Source organism: Tenacibaculum sp. 190524A05c (genome assembly GCF_964036595.1).
Classification (GTDB): Bacteria; Bacteroidota; Bacteroidia; order Flavobacteriales; family Flavobacteriaceae; genus Polaribacter; species Polaribacter platacis.
Map to the genome: position 1 here is coordinate 1,519,834 of NZ_OZ038523.1, position 22,678 is coordinate 1,542,511.

A 22,678-nucleotide genomic window follows, 5' to 3' on the forward strand; every position below is an offset into this window, starting at 1 on the left:
CTCTAATTTATTTATAAACTATAATTAGTCTAAGATTTCAGTTACCTGACCAGCTCCTACTGTTCTACCTCCTTCACGGATAGCAAACTGTAAACCGATATTTAATGCGATTGGCTGAATTAAATCAACTGTAATAGTTAAGTTATCACCAGGCATTACCATTTCAACACCATCAGGTAAGTTAATGTTACCAGTTACGTCAGTTGTACGTACGTAGAACTGTGGACGGTAGTTATTGTGGAAAGGAGTGTGACGACCACCTTCTTCTTTCTTTAAGATATACACCTCAGCTTTGAACTTAGCGTGTGGAGTTACTGATCCAGGCTTAGTAATTACCATACCTCTTTTGATATCAGTTTTATCAATACCTCTTAATAAGATACCAGCGTTATCTCCAGCCTCACCTCTATCTAAGATTTGACGGAACATCTCGATTCCAGTTACTGTAGAAGTTAACTTCTCAGAACCCATACCGATAATCTCTACAGGATCTCCAGAGTTGATGATACCAGTTTCGATACGTCCTGTTGCTACAGTACCACGACCAGTAATAGAGAATACATCCTCGATTGGCATTAAGAAATCTTTCTCAGTATCTCTTGGTGGCTCCTCAATCCAAGTATCAACAGCTTCCATTAAAGATAACACTGTATCTACCCATTTTTGCTCTCCATTTAAAGCCCCTAAAGCAGAACCCATGATTACAGGACTATTATCTCCATCATACTCATAGAAAGACAATAAATCTCTAACTTCCATTTCTACTAACTCTAATAACTCCTCATCATCAACCATATCCACTTTGTTCATGAATACAACGATTCTTGGAATACCAACCTGACGTCCTAATAAGATGTGCTCACGAGTTTGTGGCATTGGACCATCAGTTGCAGCTACTACTAAAATAGCTCCATCCATTTGAGCAGCACCAGTTACCATGTTCTTTACATAATCGGCGTGACCTGGACAGTCAACGTGTGCATAGTGACGGTTAGCAGTTGCATATTCTACGTGAGAAGAGTTAATTGTAATACCTCTTTCTTTCTCTTCTGGAGCGTTATCGATTTGATCGAAAGCTCTTTGCTCAGAGTAACCTGCGTCAGCTAATACTTTAGTGATAGCAGCAGTTAATGTAGTTTTACCGTGATCTACGTGACCGATTGTACCTACGTTTAAGTGCGGTTTCGAACGATCGTAAGTTCCTTTTGCCATGATTATTAATTTTAATTCTTAGTTAAATATATTTAGTGTTATTTATAAACTCTTATTTAAAGAGCCAATGACGGGATTTGAACCCGTGACCTCATCCCTACCAAGGATGCGCTCTACCAACTGAGCTACACCGGCAAGAATAATTTAGAGCGGGAGACCGGGTTCGAACCGGCGACATTCAGCTTGGAAGGCTGACGCTCTACCAACTGAGCTACTCCCGCAATACTATTATTATTTTAAAAATTGTGGGGAGAGCAGGATTCGAACCTGCGAAGTCGAAAGACAACGGAGTTACAGTCCGTCCCATTTGGCCGCTCTGGAATCTCCCCTACAAATTTTAATAAATCAATATTTTAATGAACTTTTATTGAGCCGATAGAGGGACTCGAACCCACGACCTGCTGATTACAAATCAGCTGCTCTAGCCAGCTGAGCTATATCGGCTTTTGTTATAAAAAAACAATCCGTTATTTCTAACGGACTGCAAATGTAAAAAGTAATTTCGAATATGTAAAACTTTTTATGTTTTTTTTTTCAATTTATAACACTAACGTGTCTCTTTGTTTTTCTTTTGATTTTCTTAACTGCCTTTTCAAGGACTCTACACCTAGACTAACTCCTTCTTCAAATGTCTTTGTTGTCTTCTTGACAATTAGTTCGTTACCTGGAATATTAATCTTTACTTCTGTTATTTTATTTTCTTTATCACTTGTTTTTTGAACCTTCATAAAAACTTCCGCATCTACGATCTTGTCATGAAATTTATCTAAACTTCCAACTTTTTTTTCAATAAACTTTACTAAATCAATGTCAGCTTTGAAATTTACAGATTGTGTGAATACCTTCATAATTTTCAATCTTTTTTTAGGCTCCTAGGATGAGCTTTATTAAACACTTGTTTTAATTGTTCCAAGTTATTATGAGTATAAACTTGGGTTGAGGCTAAACTTGAATGTCCTAGTAATTCTTTAACCGAATTTAAATCAGCTCCTTTATTGAGTAGTTCTGTAGCGAAAGTGTGCCGGAGTATATGCGGGCTACATTTTACCTTAGCTGATACCTTACTAAAGTAAGAATTTATTATTCGATAAACAAGTGTTTCATATATTTTATTCCCCTTAGCAGTTACAAAAAGATAGTCGTTATGAAGTCCTAAGTTACTCTTCTCATTTTTATATAAATTCATAATTCGAAGTGTATCAGGAAGCAAAGGCACAATTCTCTCTTTATTTCTCTTTCCTAAAACTTTTGCAGTGCTTAAACTTAAATCTATATCCGATTCTTTTAATTGTATCAATTCGATTCTTCTCATACCTGTAGAAAACAATAAATCAATAATAAGTTTATCTCGTAAAGACTCAAAATCTTCCTCACTTAATTCTTTCAGTACTTTTTCCACCTCTTGAAAACTAAATGGAATCTGTGGTTCTTTTTTTATTTTAAGTGACTTATGTTTTGCAAGAGGATTAACCGATATCCTATCAATCTCTTGCAGGTACTTATAAAATGTTTTTAAACTACTAATCTTCCTATTTATTGATCTATTCGCAACTCCTTGCTCAACCAGACTAACAATCCAACTACGTATAACATTATAATCTACTTCTACCACATCATCATTTTCAAATGATTCAACGCAGAACATTTGAAAAGCATTTAAATCTGTTTTATAGGCCTGAACAGTATGTTTTGAGTAGTTTCTTTCTAATAAAAGATACTCTAAGAAAGATTCAATATACATAGATGATAAATATACTAAAAAAGAAAACCTGCACATAACTGTACAGGTTTCTATATTTTCACATTGAGAATTAGACTATCCTACTTCTTCTTGTGTTCTTAATCTTTGGATGTAAGATGCTTTAATCTTCTGAGCTCTTTTCGCTACAGATGGTTTCGTGAACTGCTTACGAGCACGTAACATTCTCATCGTCTTAGTACGGTCGAATTTACGCTTATAACGTTTTAAAGCTCTATCGATATTCTCACCTTCTTTTACTGGAATAATTAACATGTTTTTGCACCTCCTCTCATACGTATCTTATATATTTTGATATTTAAGTTGAACAATAATCAACTGTAAATAATGATTTTACATTTTTATTGGGCTGCAAAGATACATATTAATTTTAATATTCCTATTTATTTTATTTTTATTTAGGAGCCCAAACTGAGTAGCTCTTAGGTGGCACTTGAATTTTCACCCATCTACCTCCTTGTGTTACCGGCTCCCAATTTGAATTACCTGTATAATCCTTAATTCTTGTATTAGACCAATTTGTCTCTATCCATCTCTCTTTCCATGAATTTGAATTATTTATGTAAACTACTAAACCAGCATTATTATAACCATTTCTTTTAGCTACATACTCATCGTTATCCGTATATAATACATTTGTGGAACCACCTGCTAAATTATTATGTATCCAGATCAAATTATTCATACGACCTTTATCTAACCATTCTTCATAATCTCTATAAAATATTGTAGGATATCCTTCGTGTGTTAAGATATAGGCATAAGCCAACAATTTATTATTAATGATTTCATCAGTATCGTGATTTGCCACGAAAGTTACTGCTTTAGTTGAATTTCTTTTCCAAAGCATATCATCATTTAACCTATTTAGGTTATTCCCCATAAAGGCGTCTCTCATTCTATAATAACAAGCAAAATCAAAAGCAGATGACTGCGCTTCCCCAGACCACCAGTCAAGAGTTCCTGCATTTCCATCCCAATATTCACCAACAGAGAAACCACCAACTGAGTTATTCCACTCTCTAACTACCCATGGTTCAAATCCCTTTACATAATCAAATCTCCATCCATCAAATCCCATTACATTTTTATAATACTTAGCAACACTGTTAGACCTTTTCCATAACCAATCTTGCACATAAGGTTGACAATGACTTAAATCTGGAAAACCTCCAAAGACTCCTGAATCACTATTACACGTCGCATTTGGATGGAAATCAGCATTACTTCTATAAAATTTACCAGAAAGAGGATTAAAATCTGTGTAGTAAGGTGTTCCTGTGTAAGGGTTTGGTTCTAGATCTCCTCCACTATTATGATTAATTACAATATCTGCAATTACACTTAGTCTTGCACTATGTGCTTCATTAATTAAACTCTCCAATTCTGATTTTGAACCAAAACGAGTTTCTGTACTTCCCATTTGGTTATATTGACCAAAATCGTAATAATCAAAAGGATCATATCCCATAGAGAACGCTCCATTCTGAGCTTTAGAAACTGGAGGTAACCAAATTGCATCAATACCAGCATTGCTCCAATCTTGAACTTTACCTTCTATGACTTGCCACCATGTTCCTCCTGCTGGAACATCCCAATAAAATGCTTGCATCATCACACCTGTACCTATTGGTTTCAAGGATGATCTTGAAGCAACATTTACATTCTCTTTTAAATTAGATTCTAATTGTTGATTTTCATCTTGAATACCCATATCATCCGAACAAGAATAATGGACAAACAAAATGATAATTAATAATTTTTGAAAGGTTTTCATCTTAATTAGGTTTTTGTTTCTAGTGAAATTATACATTGAAAACCGAACGGCGAAATCGGTGTAGAAACGAAATCGATTTCGTGTTAATAAATTGATGTATTAATAATAAAATGAATAGAAAATATAGGAAAAACAAAATGAGAATCATAAAAGATTCTCATTTTATAAATAGTTATATTAACAACTAAAGTTTATGTTGCTGGTTTATATTCTTTTTTATCGATTACCATTTTAGCAATAATCTCTTTTAAGATTTCAGAAGTACCACCGCCAATAGGTCCTAATCTACTATCTCTAAACATTCTTGCTAACGGATAATCTTCCATGTAACCATATCCTCCTAAAAGTTGTAATGCGTCATAAATAACTTCATCTGCAATTTTAGTAGAAAGTAATTTACTCATACTAGCTTCTTTCACAACATAGATTCCATCATTTAGTCGCTTTGTAATTGAGTAGTTATACTCCTTACACATATCAACTTTAGAAGCCATCTCTGCTACACTATGACGTAAAGCTTGGAATTTATTAATCTTTCTACCGAAAGCTTCGCGCTCATCCATATATTGAATTGCATATTCCACAGCATATTCAGCTCTAGCATGAGCATTCACACCCATAATTAATCGCTCTAAAGCAAAGTGTTGCATAATGTATGGGAACCCCATTCCTTCTTCACCCATCAGATTTTCCTTAGGAATAACTACATTATCAAATGCAATCTCTCCAGTATCTGACGCTCTCCATCCTAATTTATTCAATTTAGTAGATGAAACACCTTTCGTATCTCTATCAACTAAAAATATACTCATTCCCTTATGTTTGTCTTCTGGATTTGTCTTAGCCGCAACAATTAAGTAATCTGAATACACTCCATTTGTAATAAATGTTTTAGAACCATTAATTACATAATTATCTCCATCTTTAACTGCTGTAGTTCTCATACCAGCAACATCACTTCCTCCAAATGGTTCTGTAATACAAAGACAACCGATTTTCTTACCTTCAATACTAGGAGCTAAATACTCTCTTTTAATTCTGTCGTCACCTTCTTTCTTTAAATGCGTCATCGCTAAGTAAGCATGTGCCCACATAGCTGCTGCAAAACCTCCAGAGTTTATTCTTTGTAACTCTTCTAGAAATATAACTGTATAAAATAAATCAAGATCTAGTCCACCATATTCTTCAGGTTGATGTAAACCGAAATACCCCATCTCTCCGAATTTCTCCCAGATGAAACGATCAATTGTTCCAGTTTCTTCCCACTTTTCAATATGTGGAACTACTTCTTTCTGTAAAAAGTCTCTAAAACTTTTACGAAATGAATCATGCTCTTCAGTAAAATACATACTGTATAAAAATTTTAATTTGGTTGTTTGTTATTCTGCTTTCAAATATAAGACTATTCTGTGGTATTTGTTTTGAGGGAAATCTTTAATATTTCTTAATTCTGATATATTTTGAAGCTCTGCAACTTCATCTCTGTAATCAAAAATCTTCTTGCATAAATTGTAATCTATATAAGGATTACTGAGAACTTCCTTGAATGTAGCGGTGTTAACGTTAATTTTATCAATTTTAGGAGTTGACTGAATAGTAAACACTTTTAAGATTCTTTTAACAACTTCATCCTCTAATCCCCAAATTTCATTTAACTGATCTTCGAAAACAAAACCTTTTAATTTAGAACGATACTTAATAATTCTTTCAGATAATTTAACTCCTACTCCATTAATTGTTTTAAAATCTTCTTGAGTTGCTAGATTAATATCATTTGTTGTAATCTCCATTTCCTTTTTTGCATTCGATTTCAATTCAGAGAATTTGGTTTTCTTTTTTGAAACCCAATCTGGGAACTTGAAATGTGGAGATATTTTATTTAATAAGGAATCCGAAACCAATGTGACGTTTTGAAATTCTTTAGCTGAATTTACATATTTGTTTCCCTTCCTAAATTTATGGAGTCTATCAATTTCTTCAATTGACATTCCCAATTGATATCCTTTATAATCTGTAATGAAATTTGGATTAAATGGAAAAATCTTGGGTTTTCTTTTTTCTATTTCAATTTTTCTTAAACTATCTATTTCTTTTTCAAAAGCCGCTATTTCTGTTGAATTGATCTCTTCTTTATCATTTGAAGAGAAATCAACAAAAACATAAATTAACTGCAGTACAATTATTACCGCAATTAAAAATAAAATCCCATTTCTTTGGCTTTTAGTATACCAGAAATGGGATTTGAAATTATTCATATTAGAAAACTATTATAAGCTTTTAATAGCTTCTAAATATCTCTTCAATTGTTTTTTAACCACAGGCATTAAGAAGTATAATCCTACCATGTTAGGGAATACCATTGCAAAAATCATTGCATCTGAGAACGCCCAAATAGAACCCATACTTGCCGCAGCACCAATTACTACAAACGTTAAGAATAATAACTTATACGTTAAATCAGCTTTTTTACCTCTACCGAATAAGAATTTCCAAGATTGTAATCCGTAATAAGACCAAGAAATCATAGTTGATACCGCAAATAATACAACTGCGATAGTTAAGAATACATTAGAATAAGGGATATATTGAGCAAACGCCTTAGAAGTAATTCCGGCTCCTTCGTAACGAAGACCATCAATTAAAACACCACCTGTTCCATCTCCACCATATTCAAAAACACCTCCAGTGTTAAAAATAATGATAACTAAAGCTGTCATTGTACAAATAACAACAGTATCAATAAAAGGCTCTAATAATGCTACTAAACCTTCAGAAGCAGAGTATTTCGTTTTTACAGCTGAGTGCGCAATCGAAGCTGAACCTGCTCCTGCCTCATTTGAGAATGCCGCTCTTTTAAATCCTACCAATAACACTCCTATAACTCCTCCAACACCAATAGCTTTTGGATTAAACGCCTCACTAAAAATAAGACCAAATGCATCGTCTACTAAAGTAACATTACTTAAAATAATGTATAAACAAGCAATGATATACAATACCGCCATAAAAGGAACTACCTTTTCAGTTACTGTAGCAATACGCTTGATTCCTCCAATAATAATGATACCAACTAAAATTGCTAATATAATTCCAATAATGGCACCAGCTCCAGTACTTTCTAAACCTAATAATTCTTTAAGTACGATTGTTGCTTGGTTAGATTGAGCAGCATTTCCACCACCAAAAGAACCACCAATACAAAAGACAGCAAATAACACAGCTGTAATTTTACCTAATATTGTAAAACCTTTGTCTTTCAATCCTTTTGATAAATAATACATTGGACCACCATATACTGTACCTTCTTCATCTACATCTCTATATTGCACACCTAAAGTACACTCTACGAATTTTGTTGACATTCCTAATAAACCACAAATAATCATCCAGAAAGTAGCTCCAGGACCACCTAAAGCAATAGCTAAAGCTACCCCAGCAATGTTACCATTACCTACAGTACCAGAAACTGCAGTTGCTAGAGCTTGGAAGTGAGTAACCTCTCCTTCTTGACTTTCATCTCTGATAGTTTCAATAGAATCACCACCTGGTGTAGAATCTCCATAAGAAGTTTCTACAACACCTTTATCTACCTCATCATACTTTCCTCTAACAACATTAATAGCAGTTAGGAAGTGACGAATGTTTGGAAATCCAAAATAAATTGTAAAAAATACAGCACTGAAAACTAATAATACAAGAACAAATGGAATCTTAACGGTACCATTGTCATAGACTAAAAAGAAAATCATTTCGCTGAAAAAATCAGAAAATGGTTTGAATGCTTCATCAATTTTCTGATCTAAACCTTTCTCTTGAGCAAAGGTTAACATCGGTACTATAGCAAATAGTAACGTTAAAAGTTTTTTATTCATAATAGTGTAAATAATAGTTTTTTTGAATTAGTGGTGCGCAATATCTTAAAAAACTGACCTTTTGGCAAGTTTTTCGAGTTAAAACTAATGTATTGGCATTAAAATAGTGCTCGTAACTTTTGGATTTGTTCAGGCCTTCCTAAGACAATTAAATTACATCCAGCCTCTAGTTTCAATGAGGCTTCAGGATTTATAATATACTCTTCTTCAGTAGTTTTATAACCGATTACAGTACAACCCGTTTTCTTTCTTAAATCTAAATCAAGTATCGTTTTATTTAAATATTCTTTGGGTAAATCGTTAATTGCAACTTCTTCTAGATTCGCCGTTGTATCGCCTTCTATTGTAAGTCTATCAACAAACTCAATAACATCAGGAGTTACAACGAGTGAAGCCATATGTGCTCCTCCTAATTTATCTGGCATGATTACGTTATTAGCACCTGCAATTTTTAACTTGCTATATGTACTTTCCTTTGATGCTCTACTAATGATCTTACATTTTTTATTCAACTGACTAGCTGTTAGTACCACAAACAAGTTGTCCGCATCTGAAGGTAAAGCTGTAATTAAAAATTTTGCGTTATTAATTCCTGCTTTTAATAAAGTTTCGTCAGAGGTAGCATCTCCTTCAACATTTAAAACTTTTCGCTCATCAAGTTGTTTAATTAGCTCTTTATCTTTTTCTATAATTACAACATCGCGTTTGTAACTTTTTAATTTTGCAAGTGCTTGTTTTCCGTTTCTACCAAAACCACAAACAATTGTATGTCCGTTTAGTTGTTCTATTTGTTTTTGCACTCTTTTAATTTTTAGTTGTTGAAAAAAATCTCCACTAATAAGATACTCAGAAAAAGATGAGACTGCGTAACCAAAAGTGAATAAGCTAGATAATATTAAAAATGTAGTAAACAGTTTTTCTTCCGGAGTAAAAGGATGAACTTCGCCAAAACCAACAGTGGTTACTGTAATTACAGTCATGTAAAACGCATCTATAAAAGAATAATCAAACAGCAAGAAGTAACCAAAGATCCCAATAAAAAAGGTTAATCCACTAAAGAATATAGCTTTATATAAACGTGACCGAAAAACTAGTTTAATCATAAATCAAATACCGAAGTTCGTTTTGTATAGATCCTATCTTTCAATCGAAGTAAAAAGGCAATAATTAAATACAATCCAAAAGACAACCCAATAGTTACAAATGATATGTAAATAAAAAACAAGCGAACATTCACTGCTCTCATTCCTAATCTATCAGCCAATCTTGATGAAACATCAAATCCATTTCTTTCAAAAAAGTGTCTTATACCATGTACAACCTTCATAATTCAAAATTTCTTTTTTGCTATTTGTAAAAATATTATAATAAAAATAACGAGACCCAAAATTACATAAAATAATTGCGAAGTGTTCTGATTTTCACTAACGGAACCATAATACACAAAGGCTCCCCAATAATATGGAGACTTATAAGCGTTCTCTATTTCTGGATTATTCAAATACTTCAATTTCGCAGTTCGACTTGCATCATCTATGGAATTAATCTCCTTCAAAGAAGTATAAAAACTTTGAATTACTTCTGACGTTGATTTATCATTTATTTCCCAAAGCGTAAATATTAGATTTTCAACACCAATATAACTGAATCCTCTTGCTATGCTCATTGCTCCTTCTCCTTTTACTAAAGTACCAATTCCCGTATCACAAGCACTAAGCACAACTAAATCGGCATTACATTCTAAACTATATAAATCATTTAAATATAACTTTTCATCATAAAACTCTATATATGCATCACTTATAACACCAGTATTTCTGGAATGTGTTGAAACATGTAAAATCTCGGCTTCTTTACTAGTTTCTATAAATTTATCTTTTTTAGCTTTTTCATTTTTATAAATCTCCGATATATATTCTTTTTCTATAACATTTGCTTCATTCAGAGAATATGATAGTTCCTTAATAGTTCCTTTGAAAACTGGGAAAAAACCTGTTATTTTTTTTGGATTCAGATTACCATTACCATTTAAAAACGTATTGGTATTAAAAGCATAAGTAATTTTATGATCTTTCATCAGAAACGGCATATTCTCGAAGTATAAATCATCGGTTTTCTTAGAAAGCAAGGTTTCAAAAGGAATGAAGTTGAGTAAACCATCAGTGATTAATACGATATTTTTATATTCTTCCAATTCATCAAATCTCAATTTTTTATAGAGATTGTGACTCTTTAAAACATAATCGCTAACATTATTATTAATAACAGATGGTGAATTAAAAAAACGTATGTAATCCAATATATTTTTCTGTAAATCAGAAGTAACTTTGATTGTATTTACTTTTATATGCTTCGAAGTAATTATGAACTGATATAGATTCTTTTCACCAAAGAAGTAATTTACTAATGCCGTTTCTTTATCTTTTATTTTTTGTTGAATTTTAAGGAGTGATACTTCTTCATTAAAATCATTGGCATATTTTTCTCTAATCGATGTCGAGACCTCCTTTAACTGCACTCCGACTTTACTGTATTCATTATATAGCATCTGAATTGAATCCATCGACAACTCTTCTTCTTGCAGACTAAGAATAATCGAAGTCAGTTTTACTTGTTGTCTTTTTAAACTTTCTTCTATCTTCAATAAGCTATCATTAGGATACTTTTTTCGAATTCTTTTATGCATCAATCTATCTTTCAAAGACGATGCTTTGCCTTTATTTGCGTAATTAAACGCTTTTTCAAGTGATTCTATAGTTCTGTTTTCTTCATAATCCTGAAGAAGTAATTGAATACATTTTTCACTTCTTTTCCTTTTTTCTGACTGCAATAAAATTTTAGTCTCTTCTACAGAAATATTTCTTTCTAAAAGATCACTTACGTAAAAACTTAGATTATAATTGTCTAGAGAATCTTCAATAGTAGTACTCAAACTTGCCTTCATATCAAAAACATCTATCAACAAACTTTCAGCATATAAATGATCTTGAGTAATATGATCTCCAGGTTGATATGTCGGTATTAAATTCATTAGAACCTCATCTAAAAGCATATTCGCTGCTACACTATTCTTCAATAGTAACTGTAATTGAGCTTCCTCCAATAAATATTTAACCTTATCTCTTATACTAATTTTAATACTTCTTTCCTTTTTAGCTCTTTCAAAAAAGAGTTTCGCTTTATGGAAATCTCCAGAGTTTAACCAGTTGATATAATTCAAATAATTAGAGCTTACCTCTCCATTAGTTGTATTCATTAGAAGCAAACTGTAGTTTCTTATATCTTCAAGGTTTTTCTTTTGATCTTCATCAACTTGATATAAGTTCAAAGTTTCAGTTGCAATTTTCACCACAACTTTATGCTTGTTAATACTTTGATATAGCGCTAATAAATTTATTATTCCGGCTATTTTTTGAGATTGCTTACGTTCTTTTTCAGCAATGGAGATGTAATATTTAATGGTGTTTTCAGCATTTACAAAGTCCTTAGTTTGAATATATAAGTTCCCTAATGGTTTTAAACAATATTCAATGATATCGTAATTCTGTAAGTTATGATCTGTAAATCGTTTTCTTGCTTTCTCGTAAGAATGTATTGATTTTTGAAATTGTCCGTTCTCTTTTAAAAAGAAGGCTTTATTACACTGGAGAATTACCAAAGCTAAATGTTCATTGGAATTACCAACTTGATTTTCAAAAACAACTTCTTTTTTATTTAATTCCTTTAAAGCTGTATCTGATCTATTCTTCAGAAATTCATCTAAAGCATTGTAAATAGAGTTCTCTAATTCTTGAGCAGAAACAGAAAACGAAATTATCGATACTAAAAACAGAAGTATTATTCTCATTGCTTAAAATTTCCATATCAGGTAGAACTGCCAATAATTGTTCTCTTTATTTGTATCGAAAATATACCTTGCTCCTACACTTGGTCCGATTCTAGCAAAACCTCCGGTTGCTTCAATTAAAAATCCTTTTCTAAAATTTGTGAAAGAAGAACTTCCTTCGGTATTATTCTCTCTGGAATCACTAACAATATCTCCTCCTTGCAAACTTTGTTCAAAAGTTTCAGTTACAATAGATGTTTCATTTTTCTCATTTAAACTTAATTTACCTTGAATTCCCGCTCCTAATCCTACATAATTATTCAAATTATATCTAACCAAAACTGGGATTTCAACATCTACATTCGAAAACTTGGTGTTGGTTGTAGTACGAGTTGTTCTTCTCAAATTTACAGCAGGAAATTCTTCAGTAGTTTCCGAAATCTGAGTATTGCTATTGAAATTATGTACACTATTCAATAATTCCACTTGCCAATACCAACGATATGATTTAAATGGAGAAAGTGTTGCTCCAACAAAATAACTTCTAGAATTATTTAGGTTGGTAAAATAATTATATCCCGCTTTGGCTCCAATTGAAATTCCTGGTAAAAATCGCGTAGTTGATCTATTGGTTATAATAGGCTCATTTTTATCAAAAATGATTGCAGTTTTACTGACTGTTTTCCTTTTATGAAAATCTTTACCAAATTTAATACTGTACCTCACAAAGCCTTTCGTTGAATCCTTTTCTTGAACTCCTTTTTGATTGCTTCCTGGTAAATAAATATTCTTAAACGTAAAAATTGCTTGTTTCTCAGTAAACGTAGTATCTAAACAACTATACCGAACAGGTTCTTTTGGACAAATTTCACATTTAGGGTACATATCTAAAACCTTCAATGTCGATTTATCCAACATGTCAGGAATATCAGTTTCTAATCTTATAGTTTTGGCTGGACCTTCTCCGTCGTTTTGAAATTGAATTTTATATTTTAAAGTTTTAAATCGTACAAAACGATAATTCAACAAGGTCCCGTTAGAAGACATTTTGTTCGGATCATGAGATGTTACAATTTCCATTTCTTTTTCCTTAACAACATGATTCTGAAAGTTTCGATCTGGAACATTAACACCTCTAATTGTTATAATCGCACTTGTATCTTTTAACATTTCTGGAGGAGTTTTCATGGTAAAAAATATATTTCGCTCCTCATTAGGATTCATATCATTAAAATTAAAAATGCTCCAACTTTTATAATATTCTTTTGACTCGTGCAGTGTTTTCTTCAAATCCGTTCTTGTAGTATCTTGAGGTTCCTCATAACTATTAAGTTCATTTTGTATTGAAGCATACAAAACAGAAGTATCATTAATATCTTTTTTGTAACTCATCAAGTTCTTTTCTTCTTCTATAACTAATTCTTCATTGTTATGAACTCTGATATCTTTAATATCAAAATTATTTACTCCGTATTTCTTCTCATTATAAAAAAGATAAAGTCTTCCATTTGCGACATAGTTATGATTATTCTTATATCGCAGTACAAAAAGCATTTCTTCATCGGGAACTGGATCTCGATTACTAATTAACTCTAAACTTTCATCCATAGAAGCTATATCATTATACGTTTTAGTAGCATTTATGATTGATACTTTTTGCGGTCTTGTTGCTGGCGGTTTACCTGAATCATAATGATTCGTAACCCAAAGTTTAACTTCATAATCACCTTTCTTTTTATAAGTATGTTTAGGAGCTTTGTGTTTACTAAAATTCCCATCACCAAATTCCCAGAAATAAGAATAATATGCTGTTGGTGCTCCTGCTATTTGATTCAATTTTGGAGCTAAAGGTGTTAATGAAATTTCATTGTCTTTAAGCTGAATTTCAACTTTTGCAGTTTTTCTTACAGTATCTTTTTTTATCAGTTCTTGACCATAAACGGCTACAAAATTTGATATTATAAATAGAATTACAAGTTTTGATTTATTTAGAAACACGACAAATAACTTTCTGTTAATTAAGTAAATATAAAAAAAGCATTCTAACCTAATTAAAGATTAGAATGCGAAACAGGCCTCTAGAGCAGAGTAACCAACAACCCTAACATAACCAGTAGCAGAATAGAAAACTTCACTAAATTTTGCTTTGTTGTTTTTATAGACATCATTTATTAATTTAAAAGTTCTAAGGCATCTTTAATTTCATCGGTAGATACAGGAGAGAACTCTAAATTCACATACTCATCGTTTTGAATCGTAACCGTTTTGGTTGCCATATATTGCTGATTATCCTTTATAGTTAATCCCACATAAGTTACTTCAAGTCCCACCGGTAGTGAATTCACATAACTTTGCACACCATCAGAATAGGTCTGAGTAAAACTCACAACTGCAGGTAAATTGTTTTCCTTGAAGATGATAAATACTCGTGCTTCATCAATATTCGGACTTGATGTTAAATCAACATAATTTGTTGTTTTAGCTCCAGGATAACTATAAAACTTATCACAATTAGTCCACCCCATATCAAAAACATCGTATAAATAACTATCCGGTGCAGATTGAAAAATAACCTCTGTATTAAAAAATTGATTCCAAACAATATTATCATCAGCGTTCACAGTACCTAAAAAAGCTCCCATTGCTGGATCAGCTCCTCCTGAAGATGGAACACGAATACGAATTGAATTTCCTGGCGCTAAGTTTAATGGTGCTCCATTTTGTTCTGCTAATATTTCGGTTTCTCCTTCCGATAATAAAAACGTGTTTTCTCCTCCAGGGTTAACCGCATTTGTAGGTCTATTCGACAACACCATGTCACTTGCACTAAAAATTTCTTTTATCTTAATATCAACGTTCCCAGTTACGACCGTTCCATTTTGATCTAAAAAAGAGTTTGGTTGAAATGTTATTATCGTCCCCTGATCTCCAGTTATTGATCCTCCATTAGCACCATCCACACTAAAATCTTGAGTTGGAACACCGTTTTCTTCAAAAAACTCTTCTATTGTATTATAGCTTACTAAACTACATCCTGTACAATCATCAATGTTATTATTTTCTTTAGAACAATTTGCTAGTAACAATGTCGAAATGGCAATTCCTAGTAATAATCTTTTAGTCTTCATAATTTTAAATTTTTATGTTTAACATCCTTATATCAACCAGATTAAAATTTTGTTACCTCATTTTTTTTAAATTAGCAACAAAACAATCCTAGATGCCTATAAAAAAGGTACATACAGATCAAAAATATATTGAAGCTTTATTGAACAACAACTCGTTTGTAATACGAGAAATCTACAGTCGTTTTGTTCCTAAAGTGGTAAATTTTATTTGTAACAATAGCGGAAATACTGAAAAAGCAGAAGATGTTATTCAGGAAGTTTTAATTACACTTTACAAACAAGCAAAAGAAAAAGAATTGCAACTTACTTGTCCATTTGATGCCTATTTTTTCTTACTCTGTAAACGAAAATGGCTAAATGAGCTTAAAAAAAATAAAAATATACAGGTAACAATTTTAAATGAAGAAGTATCTAAGTTCGAAGGATTAGAAGAACTCGTTTTGGAAACATCAGTTTTTGAACAAAAGAATGAACTATTTGAAAGTACACTTCAAACATTAGGAAAAGCTTGTAAAGACTTATTGAAGGTTTGCTTTTCTCTAAAATCAATGGAAGAAGTTTCAAAGAAATTGAATATTTCTTACGCTTATGCGAGAAAGAAAAAATCACAATGTATTGGGCAATTGACGAAATTAATTAAAGCTAGTCCGAAGTATAAAGAAATAAAAAACAATTCCTGATGGAGGATCAATTTTTACAGTTTGAAAACTATTTGGCAAAACAATTATCAGATGACGAACTAAAATCATTTGAAGAAAAACTGCAAACAGATATTTCGTTTAAAGAAGCATTTAATCTTTACAAGGAAACACACGACTTTTTGAAAAACAAAATTCAAAACGAAACTTCCACCGAAGAATTCACAACGAACATTAAGAAGATTTCAAAAAATCATTTTAAAAGCCATAATAAAAATAAATCTAAAAACTGGTTTATATCAATTGCTGCAAGTATTGCCGTACTAATTGGTATTTATGTTTTTTATCCAAAAAACACACCAACCTATCAAGAGTATATAAGTTATCCGACAGCGAATTTCACTACAAGAAATTCTCAAAACGAAACGTTAATTAAAGCTCAAAATACATTTAACACAAAAGATTTTAAACAAGCTAATTTACTCTTCGACAAACTTCTAAATGAAGATATTCATAACTCAGAATTACAACTTTTTCAAGGAATAACCTTAGTTGAATTAGACCAATTTGAAGAAGCAGATCAAATTTTATCCGGTTTATCTTCAGGTAAATCTAGCTATACAACAAATGCTATTTGGTATTTAGCACTCAGTAAATTAAAACAAGAAAAATATAGTGACTGTAAGTTACTTTTAGAAAAACTTCCGAAAGAGTTTAAACATTATAAAAACGCACAAAAACTCTTAAAAAACCTGCCAGAATAACTTCTTGCTTATAAATATTAACAAATAGGAAAAAAGCTTGTTTACAAATCACTATGGAATAATAAATTCTATTTGGTAACTTTGCTTTTTTGTGTAAAATCCTAACCTTGAAAGAGCAAGAATTCATTGAAGTATACGGAGCCAGAGCTCACAACTTAAAAAACATTGACGTTAAAATTCCTCGTGAAAAACTAGTAGTTATTACTGGTTTAAGTGGAAGTGGTAAATCATCTTTAGCTTTTGATACTATATATGCAGAAGGCCAAAGAAGATATATTGAAACTTTTTCCGCGTATGCGCGTCAATTTTTAGGTGGTTTAGAGCGACCAGATGTAGATAAAATTGAAGGATTATCTCCTGTTATTTCAATAGAACAAAAAACCACAAATAAAAGTCCGCGTTCCACAGTAGGAACAATTACTGAAATTTATGATTTCTTGCGTTTACTTTTTGCTCGTGCTTCTGATGCATATTCCTACAATACAGGAGAAAAAATGGTAAGTTATTCTGATGATCAGATTAAAGAACTTATTTTAAAGGATTTCGAGGGTAAACGAATTGCAGTTTTAGCTCCATTAATTAAATCTAGAAAAGGACATTACCGAGAGTTATTCGAGCAAATTTCAAAACAAGGATTTTTACGTGTTCGTGTTGACGGTGAAATTCGAGAGATCGAAAAAGGTATGAAATTAGATCGATATAAAACCCACGATATCGAGGTCGTTATTGATCGATTGGTTGTTGATGAAAATTCAGACAAACGCTTAGAAGAAACTATTAAAACTGCCCTATATACAGGTGATAACATTCTAATGGTTATTGATGTTGATGATGAAAAACCTAGATATTTCAGTAGAGAATTAATGTGTCCTACAACTGGAATTGCATATCCAAATCCAGAACCTAATACATTTTCTTTCAACTCGCCAAAAGGTGCTTGTGATAAATGTAATGGATTAGGAACTACAAACGAAGTAAACTTAAACAAGGTGATTCCTGACGATTCAATTTCTATTAAAAATGGAGGAATTGTGCCGTTGGGTGAACAAAAAAGCAGTTGGATTTTCAAGCAATTGCAAACTATTGCAGAACGCTATAAATTTAAATTAACAGATCCTATAGCTGATATTCCTAAAGAAGCATTAGAAGTAATTCTTCATGGAGGAAAAGAGTCTTTTAAAATTCAGTCCAAAGCAGCTGGAGTTACACGAAATTATCAAATCGATTTTGAAGGAATTGTTTCTTTTATTGAGAATCAATATAAAAATACTGATAGTTCTTCTATTAAGAGATGGGCAAAAGGTTTCATGGATGAAATTAAATGTTCTTCTTGTAATGGAAAACGATTAAAAAAAGAAGCTTTACATTTTAAATTCACTGGGAAAAACATCAGCGATTTAGCACAAATGGATGTTACTGAATTGGCTAGTTGGTTTTCTAATATCGAAGAGAAAATGTCTAAGAAGCAAGTTTCGATTGCTTCAGAAATCCTAAAAGAAATTAGAACCAGAATTCAGTTTTTATTAGATGTTGGATTAGATTATTTAACTCTCGATCGTACATCTAAATCTCTTTCAGGTGGAGAAGCTCAACGTATTCGTTTAGCAACTCAAATCGGTTCTCAATTAGTTGGTGTGCTATATATTTTAGATGAACCAAGTATTGGTTTACATCAAAGAGATAATCAGAAGTTAATCGATTCTTTAATCAAATTACGAGATGTTGGAAACTCTGTATTAGTTGTGGAACACGATGAAGACATGATTAAAAACGCTGACTATGTTTTAGACATTGGTCCAGGTGCAGGAAGACATGGAGGTGAAATTGTAAGTATTGGAAGTTTTGATGAAATCATCAATCAAACTACGCTAACAACTGATTATTTATCAAAAAGAAAAGCTATTGAAGTTCCTAAAAAACGAAGAGCTGGAAATGGCAAAAAAATAAAACTAACCGGTGCGAGTGGAAATAACTTAAAAGATGTTTCTGTTGAATTTCCTTTAGGGAAAATGATTTGTGTTACAGGTGTTTCTGGAAGTGGAAAATCTACTTTAATTAATGAAACCCTATACCCTATTTTGAACGCACATATTTATAGAGGCGTTAAAGAACCAATGCCTTATAAAAAAATAACTGGTTTAGAACATATCGACAAAGTAATTGATATCGACCAGTCTCCAATTGGTAGAACACCAAGATCAAATCCAGCAACATATACCGGAGTTTTTAGCGAAATTCGAAGTCTATTTTCGAAAACACCAGAAGCTGCAATTCGTGGATATAAACCAGGAAGATTCAGTTTTAATGTTAAAGGAGGAAGATGTGAAACTTGTCAAGGTGGTGGAGTTCGAGTTATAGAAATGAACTTTTTACCCGATGTTCATGTTGAATGTGAAACCTGTCAAGGAAAACGATTCAATAGAGAAACTTTAGAAATACGATATAAAGGAAAATCTATTTCAGATGTTTTAGAAATGACCATCAATCAAGCTGTTGAATTCTTTGAACATATTCCGAAAATCTACAGAAAATTAAAAACCATACAAGATGTTGGTTTAGGTTATATTACTTTAGGACAACAATCAACTACACTTTCAGGAGGAGAAGCACAACGAATTAAATTAGCTTCTGAACTTTCTAAAAGAGATACTGGAAATACATTCTACATTTTAGATGAACCAACTACTGGATTACACTTTGAAGACATCCGTGTATTAATGGAAGTTTTAAATAAGTTAGTTGATAAAGGGAATACAGTTTTAATTATTGAACACAACTTGGATGTTATCAAACTAGCAGATTATATTATTGATGTAGGTATGGAAGGAGGAAAAGGTGGTGGACAAATTGTAACTACAGGATCTCCTGAAAAGGTTGCAAAGCATAAAACAAGTTATACAGCAAAGTTTTTGAAAAAAGAGCTAAAATAAATTTAAATCTTTAACATTATTTTAAGAATTCTTGTGTGAAAATCTCAATATTTTCACACCATTGCAATATATTTCATTTTTTAGCTAAAAGAGACATATATCTTTGAGTGTCTATAAATATTCGGGGGAATATTAACTATCATTTAATTACATAAAAATGAAAAAATCAATTTTAAGCTTTGGAAAAGCAATTAACAGAAAAGATCAGAAAAATATTTTTGGAGGAGGGGATCCTAAAATAGTGGATGGAGTTTTGACTGTCGAAACACCATTCGTTAGACTTGGCCCTGGAGCTCCTGGTTTACCTGATGGCGGTGGTGATAGCAATCTAACTTGTTCAAGCATGCCACAAAACACATGTATTTCTACACCTGGTTGTGTATGGTATGGGTGTTACTGTGAGACTTCTGCGCCTCATATTGCGCCTTGTTAAACAATTTATAATTCAATATACAGAAAAGGAAAGATGTATCTTTCCTTTTTTTTGTTTTTAAATCACTCTCTATCATTTTGTTAACATAAAAACATGTTTTTTTTCATAAATGATGGTAACAATTTCAAAGTAATAGGAACATCATAGTAAATAAGGCTTTCATATAGTTCTTCAATATACTAGAAAGCAATTTATTTTAAATATTTTTTTCTCATTTCGCTTTATGTGAAATCAAAAAAATTGCTATGATGAGAAAACCATGAAAGAAAATTCATGAAAAAGAACCTTATAACTATTTATTATTGGGGAATTTTAAAAGAATAGTTAAACGCGAAGGGAAGGTTACATGAAGAAGTAAATCAGTAAGATATAGAAATCTTACCATGAAAAAAAGCAGTAACTGAGTTACTGCTTTTCTTTTATTTTGAAGGAAATCATTATAATTTCCCTAAAAGTTCTTCTGCTTTAGGAGTATTGAATAAGGATTTTTCAACAATATTCTTAAGCTCCTTTTTAGCTTGTTCAACCTTATTAGCTTTGATATACACCAAACTCTTGTACCAATACGCTTTTTCTGAATCAATTAAATCACTTGATTCCAATTCATTTAAAACTTCGATTGCTTTATCAAAATTCCCTAACTCAGATTCGGCCATTGCTATATAAATATATACGCCACTTACATTCTTATTGGAATATAGTATCTCATCAAAAGTAGAAGCTGCTTTTTCATAATTCTTTTCTTTAAAGAATTTTTCAGCCATTACTAGTTTTTCTTTATTATCCACCGAACCTCTTTCTGCAAATGACGGTAAGTTGTTCAAATCCGCATAAGTAGTGTATAATGTATTTGTATCTAAAACCGATGGTGAAAGTATAGGTCTAAGCGTAAAAAAACTAATAACCACCGCTGCAGCAATTCCTGTAAGTAAACGAATTATTCTACCTCTACTTTCTTTAGAATTTATTGAAGCTTTTTTGATGACTTCCTTAAGGTTCTGAATTTCCTCACTTTTAAACAAAGCCTCATACTCATCTGTCTCTTTAGAGTCAATTGTGTTCACAAAACTCCAATCTTCTTCATTCAAAGATTCAAACAATTGTTTTTCTAATAAGTATTGCTCCTTAAATTCCGAGTCGAATTTAATTCTTTCTAGGAAAGATGTTCTTTCTTCATCAGAAAGTTCATTCCTTAAAAAGTTCTCGATTAATATGTCGTCTTCTAAATTCATAGTTCGCGTAATGAATTAAATCGTTGATCTTGTTTAATTAATTCTGTCAGTTTCTTTTTACATTTAAAAACACGCTGACGAACAACCGTTTCCGAAGTATACTCGGTATTGGCTACAATTTCTGCATAAGGGGTTTTTGCAAAAAATAAGGATAGGATCATTTTACAATTTTCAGTAATTCTATCCAGCATTTCAATAAACAATTCTTGCCTTTTTTGTTCTATAATGGCATTTGCATTGTCTTTTGCTTCACTTACCAGTTCAACCACTTCACTATTTGTTACCCGTTTTTTATGCGTATTTAATTCTCTACGCCATAAATTCTTACAAACGGTAAATAAAAAACCATCAAACGAGGTGTTTATTTGTATTCCATCCTTTTTATGACGAACAGCAATTTGCAATAAAGCCTTTTGAAAAATATCCTCTGCATCTTCGGCATTTCCCTTGTTTTGTACTATAAATCGTTTTACTTGTTTAAAGTTGACATCATATATTTTAGATATCACTTTGGAGTCTCCATTAACAAGTGCATCGAGGTAAAAATTTCCATCCATAAAACACAATTGTAGAGCAAAAATAAAATTTTCTATTTTTGCGCGGGTAACATTTTAGTTTTTTCATTACTAAGATTCAAGGAACATATAAAAATTTAAATTATGAAATTATTAAAATTAGTATTAATCGCGTTAGTAACTGTAGGGATTTACTCTTTTACAACAGTTGAAAAAACAAAAGACCAGCCGATTGATAAAGTTGAGAAAGTATCACAATATGATGGGTGTTTTACTTTAATTTATAACCCTAGAACTACACCAGAAGAAAGACGTCTAGCAAGATTATGGGTTAAATACACCTATGAAATACAATTGTCTCACCTTAAAGAAACATCTTTAGTAAATCGAAAAATCCAAGAAAAGTGGGATTTTATCAATATTCGAACTAGAGTAGAAGTTCAAGACGAGGATGAAGATAAAGAAGATGATTGGAAAAATGCAAATGCATATTTGCACAGTTATTCTATTGGTTGCGAAAATTCTTTAACTCATATTTTTGAATAACAAAAAAAATTGACCAAGCAAACTAAGAATAATATTTTCATTTTGT

At 31.7% G+C, this 22,678-nt stretch carries 20 protein-coding genes and 4 tRNA genes; 5 read left to right on the forward strand and 19 right to left on the reverse strand.

The window, feature by feature from the left end; genetic code table 11:
* Positions 1-24 precede the first annotated feature (24 nt).
* The 17 genes from tuf to ABNT61_RS06515 all read right to left on the reverse strand — a co-directional run bounded on the left by tuf (position 25) and on the right by ABNT61_RS06515 (position 15,574).
* On the reverse strand, positions 25-1,212 hold the full coding sequence (gene tuf, locus ABNT61_RS06435) for an elongation factor Tu (RefSeq protein ID WP_100923982.1): 1,188 nt from the start codon (positions 1,210-1,212) through the stop codon (positions 25-27).
* Positions 1,213-1,274: 62 nt separating this feature from the next.
* Positions 1,275-1,347, reverse strand: a tRNA-Thr gene (locus ABNT61_RS06440).
* 13 nt (positions 1,348-1,360) lie between these two features.
* Positions 1,361-1,433 (reverse strand) — tRNA-Gly (locus ABNT61_RS06445).
* A 25-nt stretch (positions 1,434-1,458) separates the two neighbouring features.
* A tRNA-Tyr gene (locus tag ABNT61_RS06450) sits at positions 1,459-1,541 on the reverse strand.
* A gap of 41 nt (positions 1,542-1,582) precedes the next feature.
* Positions 1,583-1,656, reverse strand: a tRNA-Thr gene (locus ABNT61_RS06455).
* Between the two features lie 95 nt (positions 1,657-1,751).
* Entirely contained in the window at positions 1,752-2,060 is a 309-nt protein-coding gene (locus tag ABNT61_RS06460) for an HPF/RaiA family ribosome-associated protein (RefSeq protein WP_348713126.1), read from the reverse strand.
* 5 nt (positions 2,061-2,065) lie between these two features.
* Entirely contained in the window at positions 2,066-2,953 is an 888-nt protein-coding gene (locus tag ABNT61_RS06465; RefSeq protein ID WP_348745288.1) for a tyrosine-type recombinase/integrase, read from the reverse strand.
* A gap of 75 nt (positions 2,954-3,028) precedes the next feature.
* Positions 3,029-3,226: a 30S ribosomal protein S21 gene (gene rpsU / locus ABNT61_RS06470; RefSeq protein WP_348713124.1), complete on the reverse strand. Its 198-nt coding sequence runs from the start codon at positions 3,224-3,226 to the stop codon at positions 3,029-3,031.
* Between the two features lie 139 nt (positions 3,227-3,365).
* Positions 3,366-4,748 carry an alpha-amylase gene (locus tag ABNT61_RS06475; protein ID WP_348713123.1) on the reverse strand — a complete coding sequence of 461 codons (1,383 nt, stop codon included), beginning with the start codon at positions 4,746-4,748 and terminating at the stop codon, positions 3,366-3,368.
* Positions 4,749-4,939: 191 nt separating this feature from the next.
* On the reverse strand, positions 4,940-6,097 hold the full coding sequence (locus ABNT61_RS06480; protein ID WP_348713122.1) for an acyl-CoA dehydrogenase family protein: 1,158 nt from the start codon (positions 6,095-6,097) through the stop codon (positions 4,940-4,942).
* Positions 6,098-6,127: 30 nt separating this feature from the next.
* Complete coding sequence (locus ABNT61_RS06485; RefSeq protein ID WP_348745289.1) at positions 6,128-7,003, reverse strand: ComEA family DNA-binding protein; 876 nt, start codon at positions 7,001-7,003, stop codon at positions 6,128-6,130.
* 12 nt (positions 7,004-7,015) lie between these two features.
* Complete coding sequence (locus ABNT61_RS06490) at positions 7,016-8,620, reverse strand: alanine/glycine:cation symporter family protein (protein WP_348745290.1); 1,605 nt, start codon at positions 8,618-8,620, stop codon at positions 7,016-7,018.
* 98 nt (positions 8,621-8,718) lie between these two features.
* Positions 8,719-9,723: a potassium channel protein gene (locus ABNT61_RS06495; RefSeq protein WP_348745291.1), complete on the reverse strand. Its 1,005-nt coding sequence runs from the start codon at positions 9,721-9,723 to the stop codon at positions 8,719-8,721.
* Positions 9,720-9,947, reverse strand: coding sequence for a PspC domain-containing protein (locus tag ABNT61_RS06500; RefSeq protein WP_348713118.1), 228 nt, complete (start codon positions 9,945-9,947; stop codon positions 9,720-9,722). Before ABNT61_RS06500 ends, ABNT61_RS06495 begins: the two co-directional genes overlap by 4 nt.
* A 3-nt stretch (positions 9,948-9,950) precedes the next feature.
* Positions 9,951-12,467 carry a CHAT domain-containing protein gene (locus ABNT61_RS06505; RefSeq protein WP_348745292.1) on the reverse strand — a complete coding sequence of 839 codons (2,517 nt, stop codon included), beginning with the start codon at positions 12,465-12,467 and terminating at the stop codon, positions 9,951-9,953.
* 3 nt (positions 12,468-12,470) lie between these two features.
* Complete coding sequence (locus tag ABNT61_RS06510) at positions 12,471-14,444, reverse strand: PKD domain-containing protein (RefSeq protein WP_348745293.1); 1,974 nt, start codon at positions 14,442-14,444, stop codon at positions 12,471-12,473.
* A 173-nt stretch (positions 14,445-14,617) separates the two neighbouring features.
* Entirely contained in the window at positions 14,618-15,574 is a 957-nt protein-coding gene (locus tag ABNT61_RS06515) for a hypothetical protein (protein WP_348745294.1), read from the reverse strand.
* Positions 15,575-15,666: 92 nt separating this feature from the next.
* Here ABNT61_RS06515 and ABNT61_RS06520 point away from each other — a divergent pair, with 92 nt between their 5' ends.
* From ABNT61_RS06520 to ABNT61_RS06535, 4 genes are all read left to right on the forward strand, one after another.
* Positions 15,667-16,254 carry a sigma-70 family RNA polymerase sigma factor gene (locus ABNT61_RS06520; protein WP_348745295.1) on the forward strand — a complete coding sequence of 196 codons (588 nt, stop codon included), beginning with the start codon at positions 15,667-15,669 and terminating at the stop codon, positions 16,252-16,254.
* Entirely contained in the window at positions 16,254-16,976 is a 723-nt protein-coding gene (locus ABNT61_RS06525; protein WP_348745296.1) for a tetratricopeptide repeat protein, read from the forward strand. Before ABNT61_RS06520 ends, ABNT61_RS06525 begins: the two co-directional genes overlap by 1 nt.
* Before the next feature lie 107 nt (positions 16,977-17,083).
* On the forward strand, positions 17,084-19,906 hold the full coding sequence (uvrA, locus tag ABNT61_RS06530; RefSeq protein ID WP_348745297.1) for an excinuclease ABC subunit UvrA: 2,823 nt from the start codon (positions 17,084-17,086) through the stop codon (positions 19,904-19,906).
* Between the two features lie 157 nt (positions 19,907-20,063).
* The gene (locus ABNT61_RS06535) at positions 20,064-20,339 is read left to right on the forward strand and encodes a hypothetical protein (RefSeq protein ID WP_348745298.1); all 276 of its coding nucleotides are present in this window, start codon (positions 20,064-20,066) and stop codon (positions 20,337-20,339) included.
* 437 nt (positions 20,340-20,776) lie between these two features.
* Here ABNT61_RS06535 and ABNT61_RS06540 read toward each other — a convergent pair whose 3' ends face one another.
* Both ABNT61_RS06540 and ABNT61_RS06545 read right to left on the reverse strand, forming a co-directional pair.
* Positions 20,777-21,571, reverse strand: coding sequence for a hypothetical protein (locus ABNT61_RS06540; RefSeq protein WP_348745299.1), 795 nt, complete (start codon positions 21,569-21,571; stop codon positions 20,777-20,779).
* On the reverse strand, positions 21,568-22,128 hold the full coding sequence (locus ABNT61_RS06545) for a sigma-70 family RNA polymerase sigma factor (RefSeq protein ID WP_348745300.1): 561 nt from the start codon (positions 22,126-22,128) through the stop codon (positions 21,568-21,570). The genes ABNT61_RS06540 and ABNT61_RS06545 overlap by 4 nt, the downstream gene beginning before the upstream one ends.
* Before the next feature lie 102 nt (positions 22,129-22,230).
* Here ABNT61_RS06545 and ABNT61_RS06550 point away from each other — a divergent pair, with 102 nt between their 5' ends.
* Positions 22,231-22,632 (forward strand): hypothetical protein, encoded by a 402-nt coding sequence (locus ABNT61_RS06550; protein WP_348745301.1) that lies wholly within the window; start codon positions 22,231-22,233, stop codon positions 22,630-22,632.
* Positions 22,633-22,678 lie beyond the last annotated feature (46 nt).